Origin of the sequence: Rhizobium zaerense (assembly GCF_051810725.1) — a bacterium.
In the GTDB taxonomy this organism is placed as follows: Bacteria; Pseudomonadota; Alphaproteobacteria; order Rhizobiales; family Rhizobiaceae; genus Rhizobium; species Rhizobium leguminosarum_I.
Window position 1 is genome coordinate 3,451,073 of record NZ_CM132690.1, and the last position, 19,743, is coordinate 3,470,815.

Sequence of the window (19,743 nt, forward strand, 5' to 3'; positions counted from 1 at the left end):
CATTGGCAGCGCACGCCCTATCAAGTGCTTACTCGGCCGCGTCGGGCAGCTGAGCTGCCTGCGCCTCGTCAAGCTTGGTGTTCTCGAGCTCGACGCTGAGGCCCAGCGAGCGCATTTCCTTGACGAGAACGTTGAAGCTTTCCGGAATACCGGCTTCGAACGTGTCGTCTCCGCGGACGATGGCTTCGTAGACCTTGGTACGGCCGGCGACGTCATCCGACTTCACCGTCAGCATTTCCTGCAGCGTGTAGGCCGCGCCGTATGCTTCGAGCGCCCAGACTTCCATTTCGCCGAAGCGCTGGCCGCCGAACTGCGCCTTGCCGCCCAGCGGCTGCTGGGTCACGAGCGAGTAAGGACCGATCGAACGAGCATGGATCTTGTCGTCGACCAGATGGTTGAGCTTCAGCATGTAGATGTAGCCCACCGTCACCTGGCGGTCGAACTGCTCGCCGGTACGGCCGTCATAGAGCGTCGACTGACCGCTATCCTTAAGACCTGCCAAACGCAGCATGTCGTTGACGTCGGCTTCGTTCGCGCCGTCGAAAACAGGCGTCGCAATCGAAACGCCGCGCTTCCACTGGTCGGCGAGACGCAGAACCGAGTCGTCGTCGAACTCGTGCACCTGCTCGGCCTTGGGGCCGTCTCCGACGACATCGCCGATGGTCTTGCGCAGCGGCTCAATGTTGCCATTGGCCTTGTATGCGTCGATCAGTTCGCCGATCTGGCGACCCATGCCGGCGCAAGCCCAACCCAGATGGGTTTCCAGGATCTGGCCGACGTTCATACGCGAAGGCACGCCGAGCGGGTTCAGAACGACGTCGACATGCGTGCCGTCTTCGAGGAACGGCATGTCCTCCACCGGCACAATGCGCGAGACGACGCCCTTGTTCCCGTGACGGCCGGCCATCTTGTCGCCAGGCTGGATCTTGCGCTTTACGGCGACGAAGACCTTGACCATCTTCATGACGCCAGGGGGCATTTCATCGCCGCGCTGGACCTTTTCGACCTTGTCCATGAAGCGCTGTTCGAGGCGCGACTTGGATTCGTCGTACTGACCGCGGAGCGCTTCGAGCTCGCTCTGGACCTTTTCGTCTTCGACCGCGAACATCCACCACTGCGAGCGGGGATATTCGGAGACGACGGCGTTCGAAAGCTCGCTGCCCTTCTTGAAGCCCTTCGGGCCAGCAATAGAGGCCTGGCCGCGCAGCATTTCGATCAGACGGCCGTAGACGTTACGGTCGAGGATCGCCTGCTCGTCGTCACGGTCCTTTGCCAGACGCTCGATCTCTTCGCGCTCGATCGCCATCGCGCGCTCGTCCTTTTCAACGCCGTGGCGATTGAAGACGCGAACTTCGACGATGGTGCCGTAGGTGCCGGGCGGCATGCGCATGGAGGTGTCGCGCACGTCGGAGGCCTTTTCGCCGAAGATGGCGCGCAGAAGCTTTTCTTCCGGCGTCATCGGGCTTTCGCCCTTCGGCGTGATCTTGCCAACGAGGATATCGCCCGGCTGAACTTCGGCGCCGATATAGACGATGCCGGCTTCGTCGAGGTTTTTCAGCGCTTCTTCCGAAACGTTCGGAATATCGCGGGTGATTTCCTCAGGACCAAGCTTGGTGTCGCGTGCCATCACTTCGAATTCCTCGATGTGAATGGAGGTGAACACGTCGTCGGCAACGATACGCTCGGAGAGCAGGATCGAGTCTTCGTAATTGTAGCCGTTCCAGGGCATGAACGCGACGAGCGCGTTGCGGCCGAGCGCCAGGTCGCCGAGATCGGTCGATGGGCCGTCGGCGAGGATGTCGCCGCGGTTGACCTCGTCACCGACGGTGACCAGCGGGCGCTGGTTGACGCAGGTGTTCTGGTTCGAACGCTGGAACTTCTGCAGACGGTAGATATCGACGCCGGACTTGCCGGCTTCGAGGTCTTCCGTGGCGCGGATAACGATACGCGTCGCGTCGACCTGGTCGACCACGCCGCCGCGGCGGGCGCCGATGGCAGCACCCGAGTCACGGGCGACGACCGGCTCCATGCCGGTCCCGACGAACGGAGCTTCGGCACGCAGCAGCGGCACTGCCTGACGCTGCATGTTCGAGCCCATCAGCGCGCGGTTGGCGTCGTCGTTTTCCAGGAACGGGATGAGCGCGGCTGCGACCGAAACAACCTGCTTCGGCGAGACGTCCATCAGGTTCATGCTGTCGCGCGGAGCGAGCATAACTTCACCGGCATGACGGCAGACGACGAATTCGTCGACGAAGGACCCGTCAGCGTTCATCTCGGCGTTGGCCTGGGCGACGTAGTACTTCGCCTCTTCCATGGCGGAGAGGTAGAGCACGTCGCTCGTCACCTTGCCGTCGACGATTCGGCGGTACGGGCTTTCGATGAAGCCGTACTTGTTGACGCGGGCAAAGGTCGCAAGCGAGTTGATCAGACCGATGTTCGGGCCTTCCGGCGTTTCGATCGGGCAAATGCGGCCATAGTGGGTCGGATGCACGTCGCGGACTTCGAAGCCGGCGCGCTCACGGGTCAGACCGCCCGGGCCAAGAGCCGAAAGACGGCGCTTGTGGGTGATTTCCGAGAGCGGGTTGACCTGGTCCATGAACTGCGAGAGCTGCGAGGAACCGAAGAATTCGCGCACGGCGGCGGCTGCCGGCTTGGCGTTGATCAGATCCTGCGGCATGACCGTGTCGATCTCGATCGAGGACATACGTTCCTTGATCGCGCGCTCCATACGCAGCAGGCCGAGACGGTACTGGTTTTCCATCAGCTCGCCGACCGAACGGACGCGGCGGTTGCCGAGGTTGTCGATGTCGTCGATCTCGCCCTTGCCATCGCGCAGTTCGACCAGCATCCTGACCACGGCCAGGATGTCGTCCTTGCGCAGGATGCGGACGGTGTCTTCGACGGTCAGGTCGAGGCGCATGTTCATCTTGACGCGGCCGACGGCGGAGAGGTCGTAACGCTCCGCATCGAAGAACAGCGAGTTGAACATGGCTTCCGCCGATTCCATGGTCGGCGGCTCACCCGGACGCATGACGCGGTAGATGTCGAACAGAGCGTCCTGACGGTTCTCGTTCTTGTCGGCTGTCAGTGTGTTGCGGATATAGGCGCCGACATTGATGTGGTCGATGCCGAGAACCGGGATCTCGTCGAAGCCGTTCGCCAGGATGATGCCAAGCGTCTTCTCGTCGATTTCGTCGCCAGCCTCGAGGTAGATTTCACCCGTCGAGTAGTTGACGATGTCACCGGCAAGGTAGTTGCCGTAAAGATCGTCGTCGGCGGCCTTGAGTGCCTTCAGGCCCTTGTCGGAAAGCTGGCGCAGCAGGCGCGGGGTCAGCTTCTTGCCGGCTTCCACGACGACTTCGCCGGTATCGGCGTCGACCATCTCGGTGATCGCCTTGGCACCCTTCAGCGTTTCCGGCTTGAAAGGAATACGCCAGCCTTCGCCGTCGCGCTTGTAGAGCGACTTCGTGTAGAAAGTGTCGAGGATTTCCTCGCCGTCCATGCCGAGCGCCATCAGCAGCGACGTCACAGGGATCTTGCGGCGGCGGTCGATACGGGCGTAGACGATGTCCTTGGCGTCGAATTCGATATCGAGCCAGGAACCGCGATAAGGGATGACGCGCGCAGCAAAGAGCAGCTTGCCGGACGAATGGCTCTTGCCCTTGTCGTGGTCGAAGAAGACGCCCGGCGAACGGTGCATCTGAGAGACGATGACGCGCTCGGTACCGTTGACGATGAACGTGCCGTTGTTGGTCATGAGCGGCATGTCGCCCATGTAGACGGACTGTTCCTTGATGTCCTTGATCGACTTCGCGCCGGTATCCTCGTCGATATCGAACACGATGAGGCGCAGAGTCACCTTCAGCGGCGCCGCATAGGTCAGGTCGCGCTGACGGCATTCGTCAACGTCGAACTTCGGCGGTTCGAATTCGTAGGACACGAATTCCAGCATCGATGCGCCGGAGAAATCGGTGATCGGGAAAACCGACTTGAAGACGGCCTGAAGGCCCTCGTCGGGCCGGCCGCCCTTCGGCTCTTCAACCATCAGAAACTGGTCGTAGGACGCCTTCTGAACCTCGATGAGGTTCGGCATTTCTGCGACTTCGGGGATCTTACCAAAAAACTTGCGTACGCGCCTGCGACCGTTGAACGAAAGGGTCTGAGCCATCGTCGCTCCTTCAAAATCTTGCACCCGGGCCTGCAACGGACGGGAACCGATGGCCAGTCGATCCCGTCAATCAATGAGTAGTTCAATCTCGTCCGACCCCGGAAAACGCTCAGCTCGGATTGCTGTGCTGCCCTCGGTGGGAGACCATCCTTTTGAAGAACCCATTACCCAAAAGCCGTTTCGACGCGGCTTTTGGGTAATTCGTTCAGAAAAACGGCAAATGGGAGGCAGTAGAAATACTGCCTCCCAAAAGCAGTTCAAGATTACTTGACGTCGGCCTTGGCGCCAGCGTCTTCAAGCTTCTTCTTGATGTCAGCGGCTTCAGCCTTGTTGACGCCTTCCTTGACAGCCTTCGGAGCGGCTTCAACGAGATCCTTGGCTTCCTTGAGGCCGAGACCGGTGATGGCGCGGACTTCCTTGATGACGTTGATCTTGTTGGCGCCGACATCCGTGAGGATGACGTCGAATTCGGTCTTTTCTTCTTCAACGACAGCAGCAGCAGCACCGCCACCAACGGCAGCAACAGCTACCGGAGCAGCGGCGGAAACGCCCCACTTTTCTTCGAGAAGCTTCGACAGTTCTGCAGCTTCCAGAACGGTCAGCGAGGAGAGGTCGTCAACGATCTTTGCGAGATCAGCCATTTTACTAGTTCCTTTTGTTCGGTTCGAACCGGTTGATTATAAACAGCGAAAAACCGCCTTACGCGGCTTCGTCCTTCTTGGCGTAGGCCGCAAACACGCGAGCAAGCTGGCTTGCCGGTGCTGCAACAACCCCAGCGATGCGGGTAGCCGGTGTCTGGATCATGCCCAGCAGCTTCGCACGCAACTCATCGAGCGAAGGCAGGGTCGCAAGCGACTTGACTGCATCGGCGTTGAGCGTGGTTGTTCCCATGGCGCCGCCCAGAACAATGATCTTGTCATTGGTCTTGGCGAAATCCATGACGACCTTCGGAGCGGTGATCGGATCGGTGCTGTATGCAATCAGCGTCTGACCCTTGAAGAGATTGGACATCCCTTCCGCTTCCGTACCCTGAAGGGCAATCTTGGCCAGGCGGTTCTTCGCGACTTTGACGGTGCCGCCAGCTGCGCGCATCTTCGAACGAAAATCGTTCATCTGCGCGACTGTGGCACCAGCATAGTGGGCCACGACAACTGAGCCCGAAGCCTTGAAGACTTCGTTCAGTTCCGTGACGAATTCGCGTTTTTCCGCTCTTTCCACTGCCTATCTCCAGTTGGCGGGACCGAAAATGGGCCCGCCGGTTGCCTTTTGCCTCCTGGGATCAAGCGAGATCCCAAGCGACGCTTGAGGATCCTGTCCCCCCGCGCTCTCGCGCCAATCAAGGCTAAAGAGGCACAAGGCATCCAAGGCTCGAACCGAGTTCCTAGAAGCGAACTTCTTGCAATTCGGGTCTTACCCGTCTCATGCAGGCACAGTGATTAAGGGAAAACCACCTGCAATCTCGGACAGGATTCCGGATTTCTCCGGAATATTCCGGCCCCTTGCGAGGCCGGAAATTCAGTCGCCGGACTTAAAGCCCGGCATAAACTTATGCGGTCGGCGCTCCGGTGACCGAGCCGGGCTCGATCTTGACGCCCGGGCCCATGGTCGACGAAATCGCCACGCGTTTGACGTAGTTGCCCTTGGCGCCAGCCGGCTTCGCCTTGATGACGGCGTCGGCAAAGGCGCGGATGTTTTCTTCCAGAGCCTTGGCTTCGAAAGAGGCCTTGCCGATACCGGCATGGACGATGCCAGCCTTCTCGACGCGGAACTCGACAGCGCCGCCCTTGGAAGCCTTGACGGCACCAGCGACATCCATAGTAACGGTGCCGACCTTCGGGTTCGGCATCATGCCGCGGGGGCCGAGAACCTTACCGAGACGGCCGACGAGCGGCATCATATCGGGGGTGGCAATGCAGCGATCGAATTCGATCTTGCCGCCCTGGACGATTTCGACGAGGTCTTCGGCGCCAACGATATCGGCACCAGCGGCCTTGGCTTCGTCAGCCTTGGCGCCACGAGCGAAAACAGCGACGCGAACCGTGCGGCCCGTGCCGTTCGGCAGGTTGACGACGCCACGAACCATCTGGTCCGCATGGCGCGGGTCGACGCCGAGGTTCATCGAGACTTCGATGGTTTCGTCGAACTTGGCGACAGCCCGTTCCTTGACCATGCCGATGGCCAGGGTCAGAGCGTAGAGCTTGGTGGGATCAACACCTTCGTTGATCTTCTGCGTGCGCTTACCAGCCATGATCTTAACCCACCACTTCCAGGCCCATGGCGCGGGCGGAGCCCTCGATCATCGCCATTGCACCTTCGATATCCGCTGCGTTCAGATCCTTCATCTTGGCTTCTGCGATCGACTTGATCTGAGCCTTGGTGAGGGAGCCGGCCTTGGCGCCCTTGCCGGGCGTCTTGGAACCGGATGTGATCTTCGCTTCCTTCTTCAGCCAGTAGCTGACCGGCGGCTGCTTCATCGCGAAGGTGAAGGACTTGTCCTGGTAATAGGTGATGACGACCGGAATCGGCATGCCCTTTTCCATTTCCTGCGTGGCGGCATTGAACGCCTTGCAGAATTCCATGATGTTAATGCCACGCTGACCAAGCGCCGGACCAATCGGCGGGGACGGGTTTGCCGATCCTGCCTTGACCTGAAGCTTGAGCTGGCCTGCAACTTTCTTAGCCATATCTCTCTGCCTTTCATGAACGGCCGGTCGCCCGGCCCGTGATGCCGGATCTCTCCGGCGGCTGCGGTTGCGTGGTGCGGATCATTAGGGTCCGGCTAAGACCCCTCACCTTCCACGCGGGTGCGGACAACGTCCGCAGGAAACAGGCCGCAAGAGCCAGCCTCCAATTTCTGCAATCAGACCTTCTCAACCTGAGCGTATTCCAGCTCGACTGGCGTCGCTCGGCCGAAGATCGACACTTCCACCTTCAGGCGCGAACGCTCTTCGTCCACATCCTGAACCGTGCCGTTGAACGAAGCGAACGGACCGTCGGAAACGCGGACCTGCTCGCCGATCTCGAAGGTAATGGAGGCCTTCGGCCGCTCGACACCTTCCTGGACCTGGCCGAGAATGCGCTCGGCTTCATAATCCGGAATCGGAACGGGCTTATTGTCGGAGCCGAGGAAACCTGTGACCTTCGGCGTATTCTTGATCAGGTGGTAGGCTTCGTCCGTCAGATTGGCACGAACCATGACATAGCCCGGGAAAAACTTGCGCTCGGAATCGACCTTGCGGCCGCGACGCACTTCCACCACCTTTTCGGTCGGCACGAGGATCTTCTCGAACAGGTGCTCAAGCCCTTTCTGGCGAGCCTTATTCTCGATGTCTTCAGCCACCTTCTTTTCAAAATTGGAATATGCGTGGACGATGTACCAACGTGCCGCCATTTTCATCTCCACCCGTATCAGTTGCCGGTATTCAGCACGAAGCTCAGAGCCCAGCCGATCAGCTGGTCAGCGGCAAAGAAAAACAGCGCGGCGAAAACCACCATCACCAGCACCATGACCGTCGAGATCATGGTCTCGCGGCGCGACGGCCATGTAACTTTCGACGTCTCGGAGCGAACCTGCTGCAGAAACGCAAACGGATTGGATTTGGATGCCATCGACTGCCCACGCAATTACGGCGCGTAAAGCTGAAACTATCAGCCCCACGCACCGCGTGTCTGTTGAACCCTAAATAAACACCGATTTCCGAATACACAAGAGGGAAACCGAAGTTTAACGAAATTACTTACCACCAATCAATCCCCGGCCGGAAATGCCGCGAGCATGTGCGCGCTGTCCCGCATCCAGGAAAATGGCAGGGGCAGTAGGGCTCGAACCTACGACCTGCGGTTTTGGAGACCGCCGCTCTACCAACTGAGCTATACCCCTTCATACCGATCATTCAGCGCCTGAGCCAAGGCCCGCAAATCGCTGCTGAAAAGCATGGCGCTCCCTTTAAGACGGCGACAAGGGATTGGCAAGCACGATTTTCGATTTTCAAAGCCATTCTCCTGATATGCGAACGATCGGCTTTTCAATCGCGCGACCAAGGTCGGTTCAGACCTTCACATATTTCCGCCAATCGTGCTCTTCCTTAAAGCCCAGCACCTCGCGGATCTTGCGGTTGGAGAGCAGGCCCTCATATTCGCCGATCTCGCGGGTGAAGGGCACGTTCGGGAAGAATCGCTTTGCGAGCTCCTTCGATGGCGTATTGGCCGAGACGGTGTCGTTGGCGGCATTGAACACCTGGTAGCCGAGACCGTCCTTCTCGACGCAAAGATGGCAGATCTGCCCGAGGTCGCGGGCGTCGATATAGCTCCAGGCGATACGCTTGCGCATCTCGGGATGGGCGAAATAGGTCGGGAACTTCTCGTATTCGTCAGGCTCGATGACGTTGCCGATGCGCAGCGCATAGATGTCGAAGCCCGAACGTTCGGCAAAGGCGCGCGCCGTCTTTTCGTTGACCACCTTCGAAAGGCCGTAGGAATCCATCGGATTGACGTCGTAGTCCTCCTCCAGCGGGAACTGGTGGAAATCGCGATGGCCTTCGGCAAAGCAGACTCCATAAGTCGTCTCGCTCGATGCCACGATAATCTTCCGGATGCCGAGCTTCACCGCCGCCTCGATGACATTATAGGTGCCCATCGTGTTGATGCGGAAGGTTTCGTTGTCGGGCTTGATCAGGATGCGCGGGATGGCGGCGAAATGCACGACGGCGTCGAAGGGCTGCACGCCCCTGCCCGCGTCGAGATCGGGAAAATCGCGATGCATCGAAAGCGCGTTGAAGACCTGACCGCTATCGGTGATGTCGGCGATGAGATTGGTGACGCCGGGGCTATCCAGCGGCACGAGATCGAGGTTGTGAACCTCGTAACCTGATTTGACGAGCCATGGCACAGCATGGCGACCTGCCTTGCCCGAACCGCCCGTGAACAGAATACGTCTCTTCATGGAATATCCTCCGCGTCATGAAATCGGAGGCATAGATAGACGCTTCCGCGCGAAGAGCAAGCGAGCGTCCGGCAGGGGTTCACCCCCGCGTCGCCAGGAGCATCCTATCCGGAGCACCTGGCCAATCATTTCCGGTCACCGCAGAACCCTGCGATGGCCTGTAAGGGTCGTTACTTGACGACACTTACCTCGTCGATCTGCACTCCGGCTGACTGAACAACCTCTTGCGGAATTGCAGCGATGAAAAACATCGTAAAAACATACATCGCGAATATCGTCGCAGCGAATGTGGCCTTGGGAATCATCCGGGCTCTCCTCTTTGCAAGGAGGAGTCTGGACTAAAATGGTCCAATCACAAACCGGTTTCTGAACGTGAGATGAACAAAATACTGTGACAGGCATATTTAACGATATTTTTACAACACCTGTTAAACCTACAAGAAGCCATGAAAATCAAAAACCCCGCTGTTTCCAGCGGGGTCTTCATAATTGCGGATAACTCGAAAGTTACTCGACGATGGAGGCGACGATACCGGCGCCGACGGTGCGGCCGCCTTCGCGGATGGCGAAGCGCAGCTTTTCTTCCATCGCGATCGGAACGATCAGCTCGACCGATACCGTGACGTTGTCGCCCGGCATCACCATCTCGGTGCCTTCCGGCAGCGTCACGATGCCGGTCACATCGGTCGTGCGGAAGTAGAACTGCGGACGGTAGTTGGTGAAGAACGGCGTATGACGGCCACCCTCTTCCTTCGTCAGGATGTAGGCTTCAGCCATGAACTTCTTGTGCGGCTTGACCGAACCCGGCTTGCACAGAATCTGGCCACGCTCAACGCCGTCACGGGTAACGCCGCGGATCAGCGCGCCGATGTTGTCGCCAGCCTGGCCCTGGTCGAGCAGCTTGCGGAACATTTCAACGCCGGTCACCGTCGTCTTCGTCGTCGGGCGGATGCCGACGATCTCGACTTCTTCGCCAACCTTGACGATGCCACGCTCGACGCGGCCGGTCACAACCGTGCCGCGGCCAGAGATCGAGAACACGTCTTCGATCGGCAGCAGGAACGGCAGGTTGATCGGACGCTCAGGCGTCGGGATGTAGGCGTCGACCGCAGCCATCAGCTCGCGGATCGCGTCTTCGCCGATCTTCTTGTCGGAATCTTCAAGAGCAGCCAGCGCCGAACCCTTGACGATCGGGATTTCGTCGCCCGGGAAGTCGTAGGACGACAGCAGTTCGCGAACTTCGAGCTCGACCAGTTCGAGGAGCTCGGCGTCGTCAACCTGGTCGACCTTGTTCAGGAACACCACGATTGCCGGAACGCCGACCTGGCGGGCCAGCAGAATGTGTTCGCGCGTCTGCGGCATCGGGCCGTCAGCGGCCGAGCACACCAGGATCGCGCCGTCCATCTGGGCAGCACCGGTGATCATGTTCTTGACGTAGTCGGCGTGGCCGGGGCAGTCGACGTGCGCATAGTGGCGCGCCGGCGTCTCATACTCGACGTGCGCCGTCGAGATCGTGATGCCGCGGGCCTTTTCTTCCGGAGCCGCGTCGATCTGGTCGTACGCCTTGTACTCACCGAAGTACTTCGTGATCGCTGCCGTCAGAGACGTCTTGCCGTGGTCAACGTGGCCAATCGTGCCAATGTTGACGTGCGGCTTGTTGCGCTCAAACTTACTCTTTCCCATTTGAATGCTTCCTGTGAACGAAAATGGTGGCCCCGGCGAACCGGTTTAGTGCCGCCGTTTAAGGCTTTCGGCGAGATTGCGCAAGACTTAATTGCAGACGCCATTCTTGGCCTGAGAGCGCATATGGGAGACAATTTGCCGCCTGCAAGGCGATCTGCCAAAGCCCCCTTGAAAATCGCTGAAATCTTAAAGAAAATCGCATCGAACACCGGGGACGCGCCATAGACGTTCGGCGTCGAGCGCCCTTCCCTGCCAGCCGATAACCGCAATCATCAGCGTCTCCGCCAGCGCCGGAGACATCTTGAGATGACCGCGGCAGCTGTCGTATGAAGTGGCTTAACGGAAAATGGAGCGGGTAGCGGGAATCGAACCCGCGTATTCAGCTTGGAAGGCTGCTGCTCTACCATTGAGCTATACCCGCGGGGTGGTCCGATCCGATGACGAATGGTGGAGAGAGTTGGATTTGAACCAACGTAGGCTGAGCCAACGGATTTACAGTCCGTCCCCTTTAACCACTCGGGCATCTCTCCAGTTTTCGTCCGGATCGCAAGACCAAGTTCGTCAGACTTCGAAGCGTTGCCGCCCGTCGTCTGCGCCGCGTATATGACCGGAGCATTTCAGTCTGTCAACACGATGACAACGGAAAAAACACGAAAAATTTCATTCGCCACCGAAAGCCGGCATATGAAAGAAAGCCTATGCGGCAGCGAGCGCCATGGCTATAAAGCTGCATGAGCAAAGACAACAAATCCGGCGGCAAGACCGCGACAGACCCATCCGCCAAGGATACGCATTACGCCACTCTGCGGCGCGCCCACCGTGACGCCAAGCGCGAACGCGGCGAGATTCCGACACCCCAGCCGCAAAAGCGCAAGCGCGGCGGCGAAGACTGGAAGCCGCCGGCGCTTGCGCCCGACCAGGTGCATCTCTATGGCCTGCATACCGTGCGCGCGGCCCTCGACAATTCCGAACGCAAGAAGATCAAGCTGTTCGTGACGCAGAATGCGCTCGCGCGCCTCGAAGTCGATGTCGAGGCGCTCGGCATTCCCTTCGAGATCGTCTCGCCGCAGGAGATCGACAAGGTGCTCGGCCCCGAGGCGATTCATCAGGGCGTTATGCTGGAAACACGGCCGCTTCCGGTACGCCGGCTCGAAGCGCTGAAGGACAGCCCTCTCCTGCTCGTCCTCGATCAGGTGACCGATCCGCACAATGTCGGCGCGATCATGCGCTCGGCCGTCGCCTTCAACGCGGGTGCGGTCATTACCACGCAGCGACACAGCCCGACCGAATCGGGCGTGCTCGCCAAGTCTGCCTCGGGCGCGCTGGAGCTGATACCTTATATACAGGTTACCAATCTCGCCGATGCGCTCGGCGAATTGCACAAGCTCGGTTTCTCCACCATCGGCCTCGATTCGGAAGGGCCGGCGCCGCTCGAAGGCACCTTCTCCGGCGAGAAGGTGGCGCTGGTGCTGGGATCCGAAGGCAAGGGGCTTCGGCAGAAGACGCGGGAAACCGTGAACGCACTTGCCCGTCTCGACATGCCGGGCGCGATCAAATCGCTCAATGTCTCGAATGCGGCGGCGATCGCGCTTTATGCGGCGCGGCTCCACTTGAAGGTATAGGCTGGCTGCGGCAAAGGGTAATTGTCATGGTCCGTTTCCTCCCTAAACTGGTGGCTCCGGCAGCGGCGCTGCTTGTCTGTGGACTTGCATATGGACAGGGTATCGATCCCGATATTCTCAAAGCACAGGCCGGAACCTATCTCGTTGCCCCGGAAGACGGTGCGACCGGATGTCGGTTGACGCTGGAAACCGGCGAAGCGATCGGCGGCCATTCGCTCTCCGGCCAGGACTCTTGCATGATGCCGCTGCCTGCACTTGCCGAAGCCTACTCCTGGAATTTCGACGGCAATGGCGGCGTTATCCTGATCGATGCGACACGCAAGGTGCTCGCCCGTTTCGTCGAGAACGAAGGGCAGCCGATGAAGACTGAGGATGGCGCGCCGCTGTTGCTGATCGCCGCACCTGACGGCGTCGATCGCCTGCCGACTGTCGCCAGTCTTGCCGGGACATGGGCGATGCAAAGACCGGACGGCGAAAGGCTTTGCGGCGCGACGCTCAACGGCCGCGTCGATGCGGAGGGCAACGCGCCGCTGTCCCTTTCGGGAGACTGCGCTGCCAACGTCGCCAGACTGAAGCTCGCCCTCTGGCATATTGAGGGTTTCGGGCTGACGCTGATGAGCCTTGACGGTTCGTCGCTTGGCTTCGACATGCGCGCTGACGGCAATTTCGACAAATCGAAGGAGGAAGGCGGCAAGCCGCTTTCACTCGTTCGCCACTAACCCATAGTCAGTCGGCTCCGATGCCAGAAAAATCCACTTTTGCCTTGGAATGACGCCCCGGAGCACTATGATCGAGCAATGATCGGTTGCCGCAACCGGCCCAGAAGCAAGAAGGAACGATCTCTATCATGGCCATTCGACCACTGATTTTCGGTATCCTCTTCATCGCGGTCTTCGTCGTGATTATCATCAGCATCATCTGGGTGGACACGTCACACCCCATCCACCAGCCCGATCCTCTGTCGCCGACGGCGCCCGGCCCCGCGACGCCGGGACAGGTACAATAATTACTGGCAGGAACGCGGACTGCGATCATGCGTTAATCCCGGAATCGAACGAGGATTGAACGCTTATGCGCATAATGATAGCCGTCGTCTCCCTCATGGCTGCCTCCGTGCCCAGCATCGCGATGATGTCGCCCTCTCGCGCCGGACAGGCCGGCAATGGCGACAGGATCGAGGCGAGCGTCAACGAACGCATCACTCAATGACTAGAGGCCCGGATGACCCGGGCCGTTATCGTCAGCTGCGGTAGAGCCAGAACGGCATGCCGCGATCGCGCCACTCGCGGCGCTCCTGCCAACGCTCGGCACGCCACCGCCGCCAGTGACGGCGATCATCGCGCCAGTCGGAGCGGCGCCAGTCGCGCTGATCGCGCCAGCCACGGTCGTCACGATAGTCACGGTCGTCACGATAGTCACGATAGTCACGGTCGCGATCATATCGCCAGCCACGATCGTCACCGTCGCGATCACCTTGCCAGCCATCACGAATTTGAACGATATCGCCCTGCGTCGACACCGCCGGCCGCTCGGCCGGCATGGCGGCCGCCGGTGCGACGGACGCGAAAGCCGCACCGACGGAAATGGTTGCGGCGAGAAAGAGATGAGCGAGCTTCATGGCTGTTTCCTCATTGATGATGAGGCGAAGATATGCGGGCGCGCCTGAATTGGCGCTGAAGCAGCCCTTCACGCGCGGTTCATCAAGCGATGCGTGCTATCTGAAAAGATCTGCCGGTGCGAGATTGAGCGAAGCAGCGTCGAACCAACGTCATGAGTTGGCAGGCCGTATCGCCCGGAAAAGAATGGTGCCCCCGGCAGGGTTCGAACCCGCGACCCCCTGATTACAAATCAGGATGGAAAGGCTTATTTCACAGTGCTTCTTCGGCGTTATGCGCCATTTGTGCGCCACCGGGCGGCCCGACACCGAAAATCGATGACGATATGCTGTCCATGACGTTGCGGTGGCTGTCGCTAGGGAACATGTGCCCGTATCGGCTCATCGTGACGGCAAGTGACGAATGACCGGCGAAGGTTTGCACGGTTTTCGGCTGCATTCCGGCTTCAATCCATGTGCTGATAGCGAAGTGGCGAAGAGCGTGCCAGTTGAATGCCTTGAACTTCCTGCCTTCCGTCTCTGCCTTCTTGGTAGCAGCGGCCAGCAGCGGCCGGAACTCGCGTTTTCAGCACGTTCTTGTGATTCAGGAACCCGCCGCGCGCATTCGGAAAGATGAGGTCATCAGCCTCTTTCTTGGTTGCTGCCTCGCGCCATGCTCTCAGATCGGCAAGCATTGCCGATGACAAAGGCACCTGCCGGATACCGGCTAGAGATTTGGTGGTGTCTTCGTTCTTATATGCATCAACTCTGCCATCGACTGTGAGCTCGCCAGCATTAAACGCCACGTGCCTCCATCGGAGTGCGTAAAGCTCAGAGGCGCGGACGCCAGCCGACGCGGACAGCCTCATCCGAACTGCAAGGCTTCCCTTTGCCTCTGCCAGAGCCGCGGCAAGGTTTACCTTGGATGGCGGCACGACCTTCTTCGGCCCCTCGCCTCGCTTGCCGGTTACTCTGATGCCCACGGCTGGATTGGCTGCCATCAAATCGCGGGAGACGGCATGCCGCAAGGATCTCGACAAGCTCCCGATAATACGGCGCGTCGTGACGACGCCAACGCCAGCATCGCGCAGTTTGTCCTTGAATTCGGTCACTGTCTTCGCGGTGCACAGTGATAGCTTCACTGAACCGATACCGCCCTCGAAGGTAACGGCGCGCCCCTCTTGTGGCGCCACGTAGTTGAGTAGCTGCGCTTCGACGGTTCGGTAGTAGTGCTCGCCGACATGTTCGCCTCGATCGCGACGGGCGGCAAGGCTCTTCAGGTAATCCTTGACCGCATCCTCGACCGTGGTGCTCGCCGCTTCGGCGCGATACGTGCCGGTGACAACTTGGTGCGTGACCTCAGTGCGGCGACCCTCGGCATCCCGCTTCTTTTCATACTGCTCCTTATGCCGCTTGCCGCCTGCATCGGTATAGGCGAGCACCCACGCCTCGCGTTCAACGCCCTTGCTTGTCTTCCATTTCCGTTTCGTGATTGTCGCCATTCAATGACCTCCTGATTTGGATGGAGCATGAAAGCATGGCGCACGGCGGCAAGCAAGGTAAACCTTGACAAACAATGTAAAATGATGTAAGGGAGCGGACACAGTTGTCCGGTGATACAGATACCCTGTAAACTGAGCGGTGTCAACCCCGATAGGAGAAAAAAATGCAGGCAGCGAATGATAATGTGATTGAGGGCGATTTGCTCATGGGCGCGAACGCAATCGCGCGCTTCCTCGGCGTCACTCCCCGGCAGGTCTACAGGCTCACATACGGCGAGCTCGTCCCCCACTTCAAACTTGGCGGCACCGTCGCTGCCCGCAAGTCCACGCTGTCCAAATGGATGGCGGAGCAAGAAGCGGCTGCATAGCCGCATACCCCCCAAACAGGAGCATTGATGGAAATCCTATACCTAGAACCGTGCCGCGGACATGGCGGCGGCGGAGCGATGATGGTCGCCCGCTTCTCAGTGAAGCTCACTCCATACCTTCAACTGCACAATCTGCGGCTCCTGGAGACCCCCAACGGCCCGAAAGTCCACTTCCCCGCCATCACGGGCGGCGGCGGGAAGGTCGCCACGATGGACCCTTCTTACGCTCGCCAAATCGCAGAATCGGCCATGGCCGCATACCACCGGAGGCTAACAATTGCCGACACCGACATTGACGCAGCTTGAAACCAATCTCGAAGACCTAAGGGCAATGAGCCCGCGGGAAACCCCCGCCTCGGATAGCCGCGAGGCAATGATTTTCGGAATTTACGATCGGCTCGCCGACCACGAAAATTGCGTGGCCAACGTCGTTCTTGTGCCGGCCGACGAGATCGGTGCGCCAGACTGGGACCGTGCCGACCCAACTAATCTTGAGTCCCTGCCCGCTGACGAATGGCCGCAAGACGAGCAGGCCGCCATGCGCGCCGCAGTTATTGTCGATCAGATCGACGGGTGTTCGGGCGACACATCCATGCTTGTCTTCCTCCGCGAGAACGACGAGCCGTCCTTGATCCAGATCGCCGGCCCTGAAGCTGACCGCGACATCGCCCACGCTATCATCGCGCGCGACATCGGCGCCGCGCCTGTCGTTCGTCCACCGTCGAAATTTGCTGAAAGCTTAGCCAAGCTCGGTCAGGAGCTATTCGCTCCGAAAGCCCCTCCCGTTGCAGCGAATGACAACAAGCCTGCCAAGGCGGAAAAGCCCTCCGCATTCGTCGACGCGGAAACGCTTCTCGGCATGGAATTCTCGCCCATCAAGTACGTCATTCCCGGTTATGTGGCCGAAGGACTGACCCTGCTTGGCGGCAGGCCTAAACTCGGCAAGTCGTGGCTCGCTCTCGATTTCGGCATTGCTGTTGCCAGTGGCGGGCTATCGCTCGGCGTCGAGTGCGAACAAGGCGATGCTTTCTATCTGGCTTTGGAGGACAACCAGCGCCGTTTGCAGGATCGGCTTCGCGTGGTTCTGCCGAAGTTTCATCGGCCCGACATGTCGCGGCTTTCGCTTCTGACAGAGGCGCCGAAGATCAATGCCGGGCTTATCGACACGCTCGAAGCCTGGCGCACGCGCGTCAGCAACCCGCGCCTTATCATCGTGGATACCCTGGCAATGGTCCGTGCAGAGAAGAAGCGCAACCAAGATTCCTATTCTGCGGACTATGAAGCCCTGTCGCCATTGCAGCGCTACGCAAGCGCGCATCGGCTCGCAATCATCGTAGTGACGCACGTGCGCAAAGCCGAAGCCGAAGATCCGTTGGAGATGATATCCGGCACCAACGGCCTGACCGGCGCAGCGGACTCCATCATGATCCTCAACAGGACAGCGGACGGCCTGAAACTGTATGGCCGTGGCCGTGACGTGGAGGAAGTGGAGAAGGCGCTCAAGTTTGACGGCGGCAAGTGGTCTGTGCTCGGCAACGTGGACGACGTGAAGCGCAGCGACCAGCGCCAGAAGATCCTGACTGCCCTATCAGAAGCAGAGAAGCCTATCGGGCCATCCGAGATAGCAACCGCGGCCGGCATGACGGCAGCCAACGTTCGCTATCTCCTCGGCAAGATGGTCAAGGCTGGCGAGTGCGAGAAGTCCGAATTCGGTCTTTATGTACTCCCCTCACCCCTCACACCCCTCACAGTCCAACGTTATCTTCCCCCCTCACAGTGTAATAATACAGAGTGTGAGGGGTGTGAGGACTGTGAGGGGGCACACCTCAAAGTGCATCCGATGGCTGAATGGCCATATGGAACCCCGCAATGGCGTGGGCTGCGTGCTGCCAAGCTATCAATCCAGCCTCTCTGCGAAGCATGTCTTTGCAGAGAGGTGGTCGAGCCTGCGACCGTGGTTGACCACATCATCGCCATAGCGAAGGGCGGCGATCCGTTCCCGCCTCTGTCCGGCCTCATGTCCATGTGCGAGCCCTGCCACAACACGAAGACCAATGCTGTTGATCATCCGAATGCATCGGGCTTCAGGCGGGCCATGAAGGGCTATGACGTGGACGGCAACCCGATCGACCCGGAAGGGTGGGCCTTCGCGGGACGGGAGTCGACGGGCGCGGAACCGGCGATGGGCAATGATAAAGACTTAGTTTTACAGGAGGCCGACCGATGGGTTTAAGAGGCCCCGGCGCAAAGCCCAAATCCGGCAAGGTCGCAGCCAACGATAACCTTCGGAAAGAGCTTCCGTGGGAGGCTGAGGGCCTGTCTCGCCTAGAGCGCGTCGTTGCGTTCATGGAGGATATGCCGGTCACCCAGGGCAAGCTGGCAGGCACGAAGATGATACTGCGGCCCTGGCAGGTCGAGCAGTTCCTCGATCCGATTTTTACGGAGGATGATGACGGAAAGCGGCGCGTTCGAACTGCTGCGCTTTCCATGGGCCGCAAGAACGGGAAAACCGGTATCTCGGCTGCACTGGCCTGCTGCTTCCTCGTGGGGCCGGAAGCCGAAGAGCGCGGCGAGATCTACTTCTGCGCCATGGATAAAGCCCAGGCCGCGAAAGCCTGGGCGGAGTGCAAAGCCATGCTGGAAGGGCATGCTGAGCTTTCGCAGCGCGTGAACATCATACGGTTCAGCAAGGAAATCGAAGTCCTCGAAGGCGCCGGCAAGGGTTCGGTCCTGAAGGCGTTGTCGGCAGATGCGGATAGCAAGCTCGGCCTGTCACCTTCATTCGTGCTTTGCGATGAAATCGGCTACTGGCCGAAGCGCGATCTATTCGACGCGATGGACTCCGCCCTTGGCGCGCGCGACGAACCGCTGATCGTTGCCATCTCGACGCAGGCCAAGGACGATACCCATTTCTTCTCGGAGATGATCGACTACGGCCTGAAAATCCATGCCGGCGAAGTCGAGGACGCATCTTTCCACCTCACCATGTTTGCGGCCGGCACGACGGACGATCCGTGGGATCCAGCTACATGGGCAAAAGCTAACCCGGCGCTTGGCGACTTCCTGTCTCTTGAGCAGGTCGAGCGGCAGGCCATGCAGGCGCAGCGCATCCCCTCGAAGGAAGCGGACTTCCGGAACAAGGTTCTCAATCAGAGAATAGACGGCACCGTGCGCTTCATCGCGGCCAGGGAATGGAACGACTGCAATCTCGGGCCGATCGATGACAAGGATCTGGAAGGGCGCGAATGCTTCGGGGCCTTGGACTTGTCGGCGGCACGTGACCTCACCTGCTTCCTGCTTGTGTTCCCCGAGGATGGCGGCCGGTACACGGTCTTGCCGCGGTTCTTCCTTCCGGAGTTCGATATCGACGGGAAGAGCGACACCGACCGGGTGCCTTATAACGTGTGGGCAAGGCAAGCCGACGCTCGCCTCACGTTGCTGCCTGGCAAGGTGATCGATCCCGCCCTCGTCGCAGAATACATCGCAGACGACGCGGCCCGCTTCGATATCAAGGAAATAGCCTTCGACCGCTGGCGAATAGAAGACCTGAAGCGCGAGCTCGAAAAGCTCTCCGTCGATCTGCCGCTCGTGCCGTTCGGCCAGGGCTACAAAGACATGTCACCGGCCGTTGACGTTCTGGAAGTGACGGTCGCCCAGCAGAAACTGAATCATGCGGGAAACCCGCTTATGAGAATGTGCGCCGCCAACGCGGTGGTCACCGTCGATCCGGCCGGCGCGAGAAAACTTGACAAGTCAAAGGCGAGTGGCCGCATAGATGGTATCGTGGCACTTGCAATGGCTCTTAAGACTGCGCAAGGCCACGAGGAAGAAACACTGCCGGCCTGTCTGATGGCGGCATAACTG

The 19,743-nt window shown here is 59.6% G+C and carries 20 protein-coding genes and 3 tRNA genes; 7 read left to right on the forward strand and 16 right to left on the reverse strand.

Going from position 1 to position 19,743, the window contains the following annotated elements; translation table 11 throughout:
• Window positions 1-28 precede the first annotated feature (28 nt).
• From rpoB to ACS4RR_RS16900, 13 genes are all read right to left on the reverse strand, one after another.
• Window positions 29-4,168, reverse strand: coding sequence for a DNA-directed RNA polymerase subunit beta (gene rpoB / locus ACS4RR_RS16840; RefSeq protein WP_170278542.1), 4,140 nt, complete (start codon window positions 4,166-4,168; stop codon window positions 29-31).
• 263 nt (window positions 4,169-4,431) lie between these two features.
• Window positions 4,432-4,809, reverse strand: coding sequence for a 50S ribosomal protein L7/L12 (gene rplL / locus ACS4RR_RS16845; protein ID WP_017963902.1), 378 nt, complete (start codon window positions 4,807-4,809; stop codon window positions 4,432-4,434).
• A 58-nt stretch (window positions 4,810-4,867) separates the two neighbouring features.
• Complete coding sequence (rplJ, locus tag ACS4RR_RS16850; RefSeq protein ID WP_003547522.1) at window positions 4,868-5,386, reverse strand: 50S ribosomal protein L10; 519 nt, start codon at window positions 5,384-5,386, stop codon at window positions 4,868-4,870.
• Window positions 5,387-5,714: 328 nt separating this feature from the next.
• A complete protein-coding gene (gene rplA / locus ACS4RR_RS16855; RefSeq protein WP_017963901.1) occupies window positions 5,715-6,416 on the reverse strand; it encodes a 50S ribosomal protein L1 in 702 nt (233 codons plus the stop codon).
• Between the two features lie 4 nt (window positions 6,417-6,420).
• Window positions 6,421-6,852 carry a 50S ribosomal protein L11 gene (rplK, locus tag ACS4RR_RS16860; protein WP_003547518.1) on the reverse strand — a complete coding sequence of 144 codons (432 nt, stop codon included), beginning with the start codon at window positions 6,850-6,852 and terminating at the stop codon, window positions 6,421-6,423.
• Window positions 6,853-7,028: 176 nt separating this feature from the next.
• Window positions 7,029-7,559: a transcription termination/antitermination protein NusG gene (gene nusG / locus ACS4RR_RS16865; protein WP_003547516.1), complete on the reverse strand. Its 531-nt coding sequence runs from the start codon at window positions 7,557-7,559 to the stop codon at window positions 7,029-7,031.
• 17 nt (window positions 7,560-7,576) lie between these two features.
• Complete coding sequence (secE, locus tag ACS4RR_RS16870) at window positions 7,577-7,777, reverse strand: preprotein translocase subunit SecE (protein ID WP_003547514.1); 201 nt, start codon at window positions 7,775-7,777, stop codon at window positions 7,577-7,579.
• 195 nt (window positions 7,778-7,972) lie between these two features.
• Window positions 7,973-8,048 (reverse strand) — tRNA-Trp (locus ACS4RR_RS16875).
• A 168-nt stretch (window positions 8,049-8,216) separates the two neighbouring features.
• The gene (locus ACS4RR_RS16880) at window positions 8,217-9,110 is read right to left on the reverse strand and encodes an NAD-dependent epimerase/dehydratase family protein (RefSeq protein ID WP_170283009.1); all 894 of its coding nucleotides are present in this window, start codon (window positions 9,108-9,110) and stop codon (window positions 8,217-8,219) included.
• Between the two features lie 170 nt (window positions 9,111-9,280).
• Window positions 9,281-9,415 carry a hypothetical protein gene (locus tag ACS4RR_RS16885; RefSeq protein WP_017963898.1) on the reverse strand — a complete coding sequence of 45 codons (135 nt, stop codon included), beginning with the start codon at window positions 9,413-9,415 and terminating at the stop codon, window positions 9,281-9,283.
• Between the two features lie 202 nt (window positions 9,416-9,617).
• Window positions 9,618-10,793, reverse strand: coding sequence for an elongation factor Tu (gene tuf, locus ACS4RR_RS16890; protein WP_017963897.1), 1,176 nt, complete (start codon window positions 10,791-10,793; stop codon window positions 9,618-9,620).
• Window positions 10,794-11,140: 347 nt separating this feature from the next.
• Window positions 11,141-11,214, reverse strand: a tRNA-Gly gene (locus ACS4RR_RS16895).
• Between the two features lie 24 nt (window positions 11,215-11,238).
• Window positions 11,239-11,323: transfer RNA gene (locus ACS4RR_RS16900), tRNA-Tyr, on the reverse strand.
• A gap of 201 nt (window positions 11,324-11,524) precedes the next feature.
• On the opposite strand from ACS4RR_RS16900, the gene rlmB reads away from it, so the two are divergent.
• The 4 genes from rlmB (at window position 11,525) to ACS4RR_RS16920 (ending at window position 13,624) form a co-directional block, all read left to right on the forward strand.
• Window positions 11,525-12,415 (forward strand): 23S rRNA (guanosine(2251)-2'-O)-methyltransferase RlmB, encoded by an 891-nt coding sequence (gene rlmB / locus ACS4RR_RS16905; protein WP_017963896.1) that lies wholly within the window; start codon window positions 11,525-11,527, stop codon window positions 12,413-12,415.
• Window positions 12,416-12,441: 26 nt separating this feature from the next.
• Window positions 12,442-13,134, forward strand: a complete 693-nt coding sequence (locus ACS4RR_RS16910) for an AprI/Inh family metalloprotease inhibitor (protein ID WP_260110650.1) — start codon at window positions 12,442-12,444, stop codon at window positions 13,132-13,134.
• A 128-nt stretch (window positions 13,135-13,262) separates the two neighbouring features.
• Window positions 13,263-13,421: a hypothetical protein gene (locus ACS4RR_RS16915; RefSeq protein ID WP_003558513.1), complete on the forward strand. Its 159-nt coding sequence runs from the start codon at window positions 13,263-13,265 to the stop codon at window positions 13,419-13,421.
• 65 nt (window positions 13,422-13,486) lie between these two features.
• Window positions 13,487-13,624, forward strand: a complete 138-nt coding sequence (locus tag ACS4RR_RS16920; RefSeq protein WP_456189041.1) for a hypothetical protein — start codon at window positions 13,487-13,489, stop codon at window positions 13,622-13,624.
• 31 nt (window positions 13,625-13,655) lie between these two features.
• Here the strand turns inward: ACS4RR_RS16920 and ACS4RR_RS16925 are convergent, their stop codons facing one another.
• The 3 genes from ACS4RR_RS16925 to ACS4RR_RS16935 all read right to left on the reverse strand — a co-directional run bounded on the left by ACS4RR_RS16925 (window position 13,656) and on the right by ACS4RR_RS16935 (window position 15,511).
• On the reverse strand, window positions 13,656-14,105 hold the full coding sequence (locus tag ACS4RR_RS16925; protein WP_260110648.1) for a hypothetical protein: 450 nt from the start codon (window positions 14,103-14,105) through the stop codon (window positions 13,656-13,658).
• A 178-nt stretch (window positions 14,106-14,283) separates the two neighbouring features.
• Window positions 14,284-14,577, reverse strand: coding sequence for a tyrosine-type recombinase/integrase (locus tag ACS4RR_RS16930; protein WP_456190148.1), 294 nt, complete (start codon window positions 14,575-14,577; stop codon window positions 14,284-14,286).
• The gene (locus tag ACS4RR_RS16935; RefSeq protein ID WP_456189042.1) at window positions 14,477-15,511 is read right to left on the reverse strand and encodes a tyrosine-type recombinase/integrase; all 1,035 of its coding nucleotides are present in this window, start codon (window positions 15,509-15,511) and stop codon (window positions 14,477-14,479) included. Before ACS4RR_RS16935 ends, ACS4RR_RS16930 begins: the two co-directional genes overlap by 101 nt.
• 164 nt (window positions 15,512-15,675) lie before the next feature.
• Between ACS4RR_RS16935 and ACS4RR_RS16940 the strand changes: the two genes are divergently transcribed.
• From ACS4RR_RS16940 to ACS4RR_RS16950, 3 genes are all read left to right on the forward strand, one after another.
• Window positions 15,676-15,879 (forward strand): helix-turn-helix transcriptional regulator, encoded by a 204-nt coding sequence (locus ACS4RR_RS16940; RefSeq protein ID WP_064245880.1) that lies wholly within the window; start codon window positions 15,676-15,678, stop codon window positions 15,877-15,879.
• A gap of 277 nt (window positions 15,880-16,156) precedes the next feature.
• Entirely contained in the window at window positions 16,157-18,112 is a 1,956-nt protein-coding gene (locus tag ACS4RR_RS16945; protein ID WP_456189043.1) for an AAA family ATPase, read from the forward strand.
• Window positions 18,103-19,740 (forward strand): terminase large subunit, encoded by a 1,638-nt coding sequence (locus tag ACS4RR_RS16950; RefSeq protein ID WP_456189044.1) that lies wholly within the window; start codon window positions 18,103-18,105, stop codon window positions 19,738-19,740. Before ACS4RR_RS16945 ends, ACS4RR_RS16950 begins: the two co-directional genes overlap by 10 nt.
• Window positions 19,741-19,743: the final 3 nt, after the last annotated feature.

Coding starts and splice junctions, on each gene's coding strand:
- rpoB (WP_170278542.1), bottom strand. CDS start 4,168: ATGGCTCAGACCCTTTCGTTCAACGGTCGCAGGCGCGTACGCAAGTTT.
- rplL (WP_017963902.1), bottom strand. CDS start 4,809: ATGGCTGATCTCGCAAAGATCGTTGACGACCTCTCCTCGCTGACCGTT.
- rplA (WP_017963901.1), bottom strand. CDS start 6,416: ATGGCTGGTAAGCGCACGCAGAAGATCAACGAAGGTGTTGATCCCACC.
- rplK (WP_003547518.1), bottom strand. CDS start 6,852: ATGGCTAAGAAAGTTGCAGGCCAGCTCAAGCTTCAGGTCAAGGCAGGA.
- nusG (WP_003547516.1), bottom strand. CDS start 7,559: ATGGCGGCACGTTGGTACATCGTCCACGCATATTCCAATTTTGAAAAG.
- secE (WP_003547514.1), bottom strand. CDS start 7,777: ATGGCATCCAAATCCAATCCGTTTGCGTTTCTGCAGCAGGTTCGCTCC.
- ACS4RR_RS16880 (WP_170283009.1), bottom strand. CDS start 9,110: ATGAAGAGACGTATTCTGTTCACGGGCGGTTCGGGCAAGGCAGGTCGC.
- ACS4RR_RS16885 (WP_017963898.1), bottom strand. CDS start 9,415: ATGATTCCCAAGGCCACATTCGCTGCGACGATATTCGCGATGTATGTT.
- tuf (WP_017963897.1), bottom strand. CDS start 10,793: ATGGGAAAGAGTAAGTTTGAGCGCAACAAGCCGCACGTCAACATTGGC.
- rlmB (WP_017963896.1), top strand. CDS start 11,525: ATGAGCAAAGACAACAAATCCGGCGGCAAGACCGCGACAGACCCATCC.
- ACS4RR_RS16910 (WP_260110650.1), top strand. CDS start 12,442: ATGGTCCGTTTCCTCCCTAAACTGGTGGCTCCGGCAGCGGCGCTGCTT.
- ACS4RR_RS16915 (WP_003558513.1), top strand. CDS start 13,263: ATGGCCATTCGACCACTGATTTTCGGTATCCTCTTCATCGCGGTCTTC.
- ACS4RR_RS16920 (WP_456189041.1), top strand. CDS start 13,487: ATGCGCATAATGATAGCCGTCGTCTCCCTCATGGCTGCCTCCGTGCCC.
- ACS4RR_RS16935 (WP_456189042.1), bottom strand. CDS start 15,511: ATGGCGACAATCACGAAACGGAAATGGAAGACAAGCAAGGGCGTTGAA.
- ACS4RR_RS16940 (WP_064245880.1), top strand. CDS start 15,676: ATGCAGGCAGCGAATGATAATGTGATTGAGGGCGATTTGCTCATGGGC.
- ACS4RR_RS16950 (WP_456189044.1), top strand. CDS start 18,103: ATGGGTTTAAGAGGCCCCGGCGCAAAGCCCAAATCCGGCAAGGTCGCA.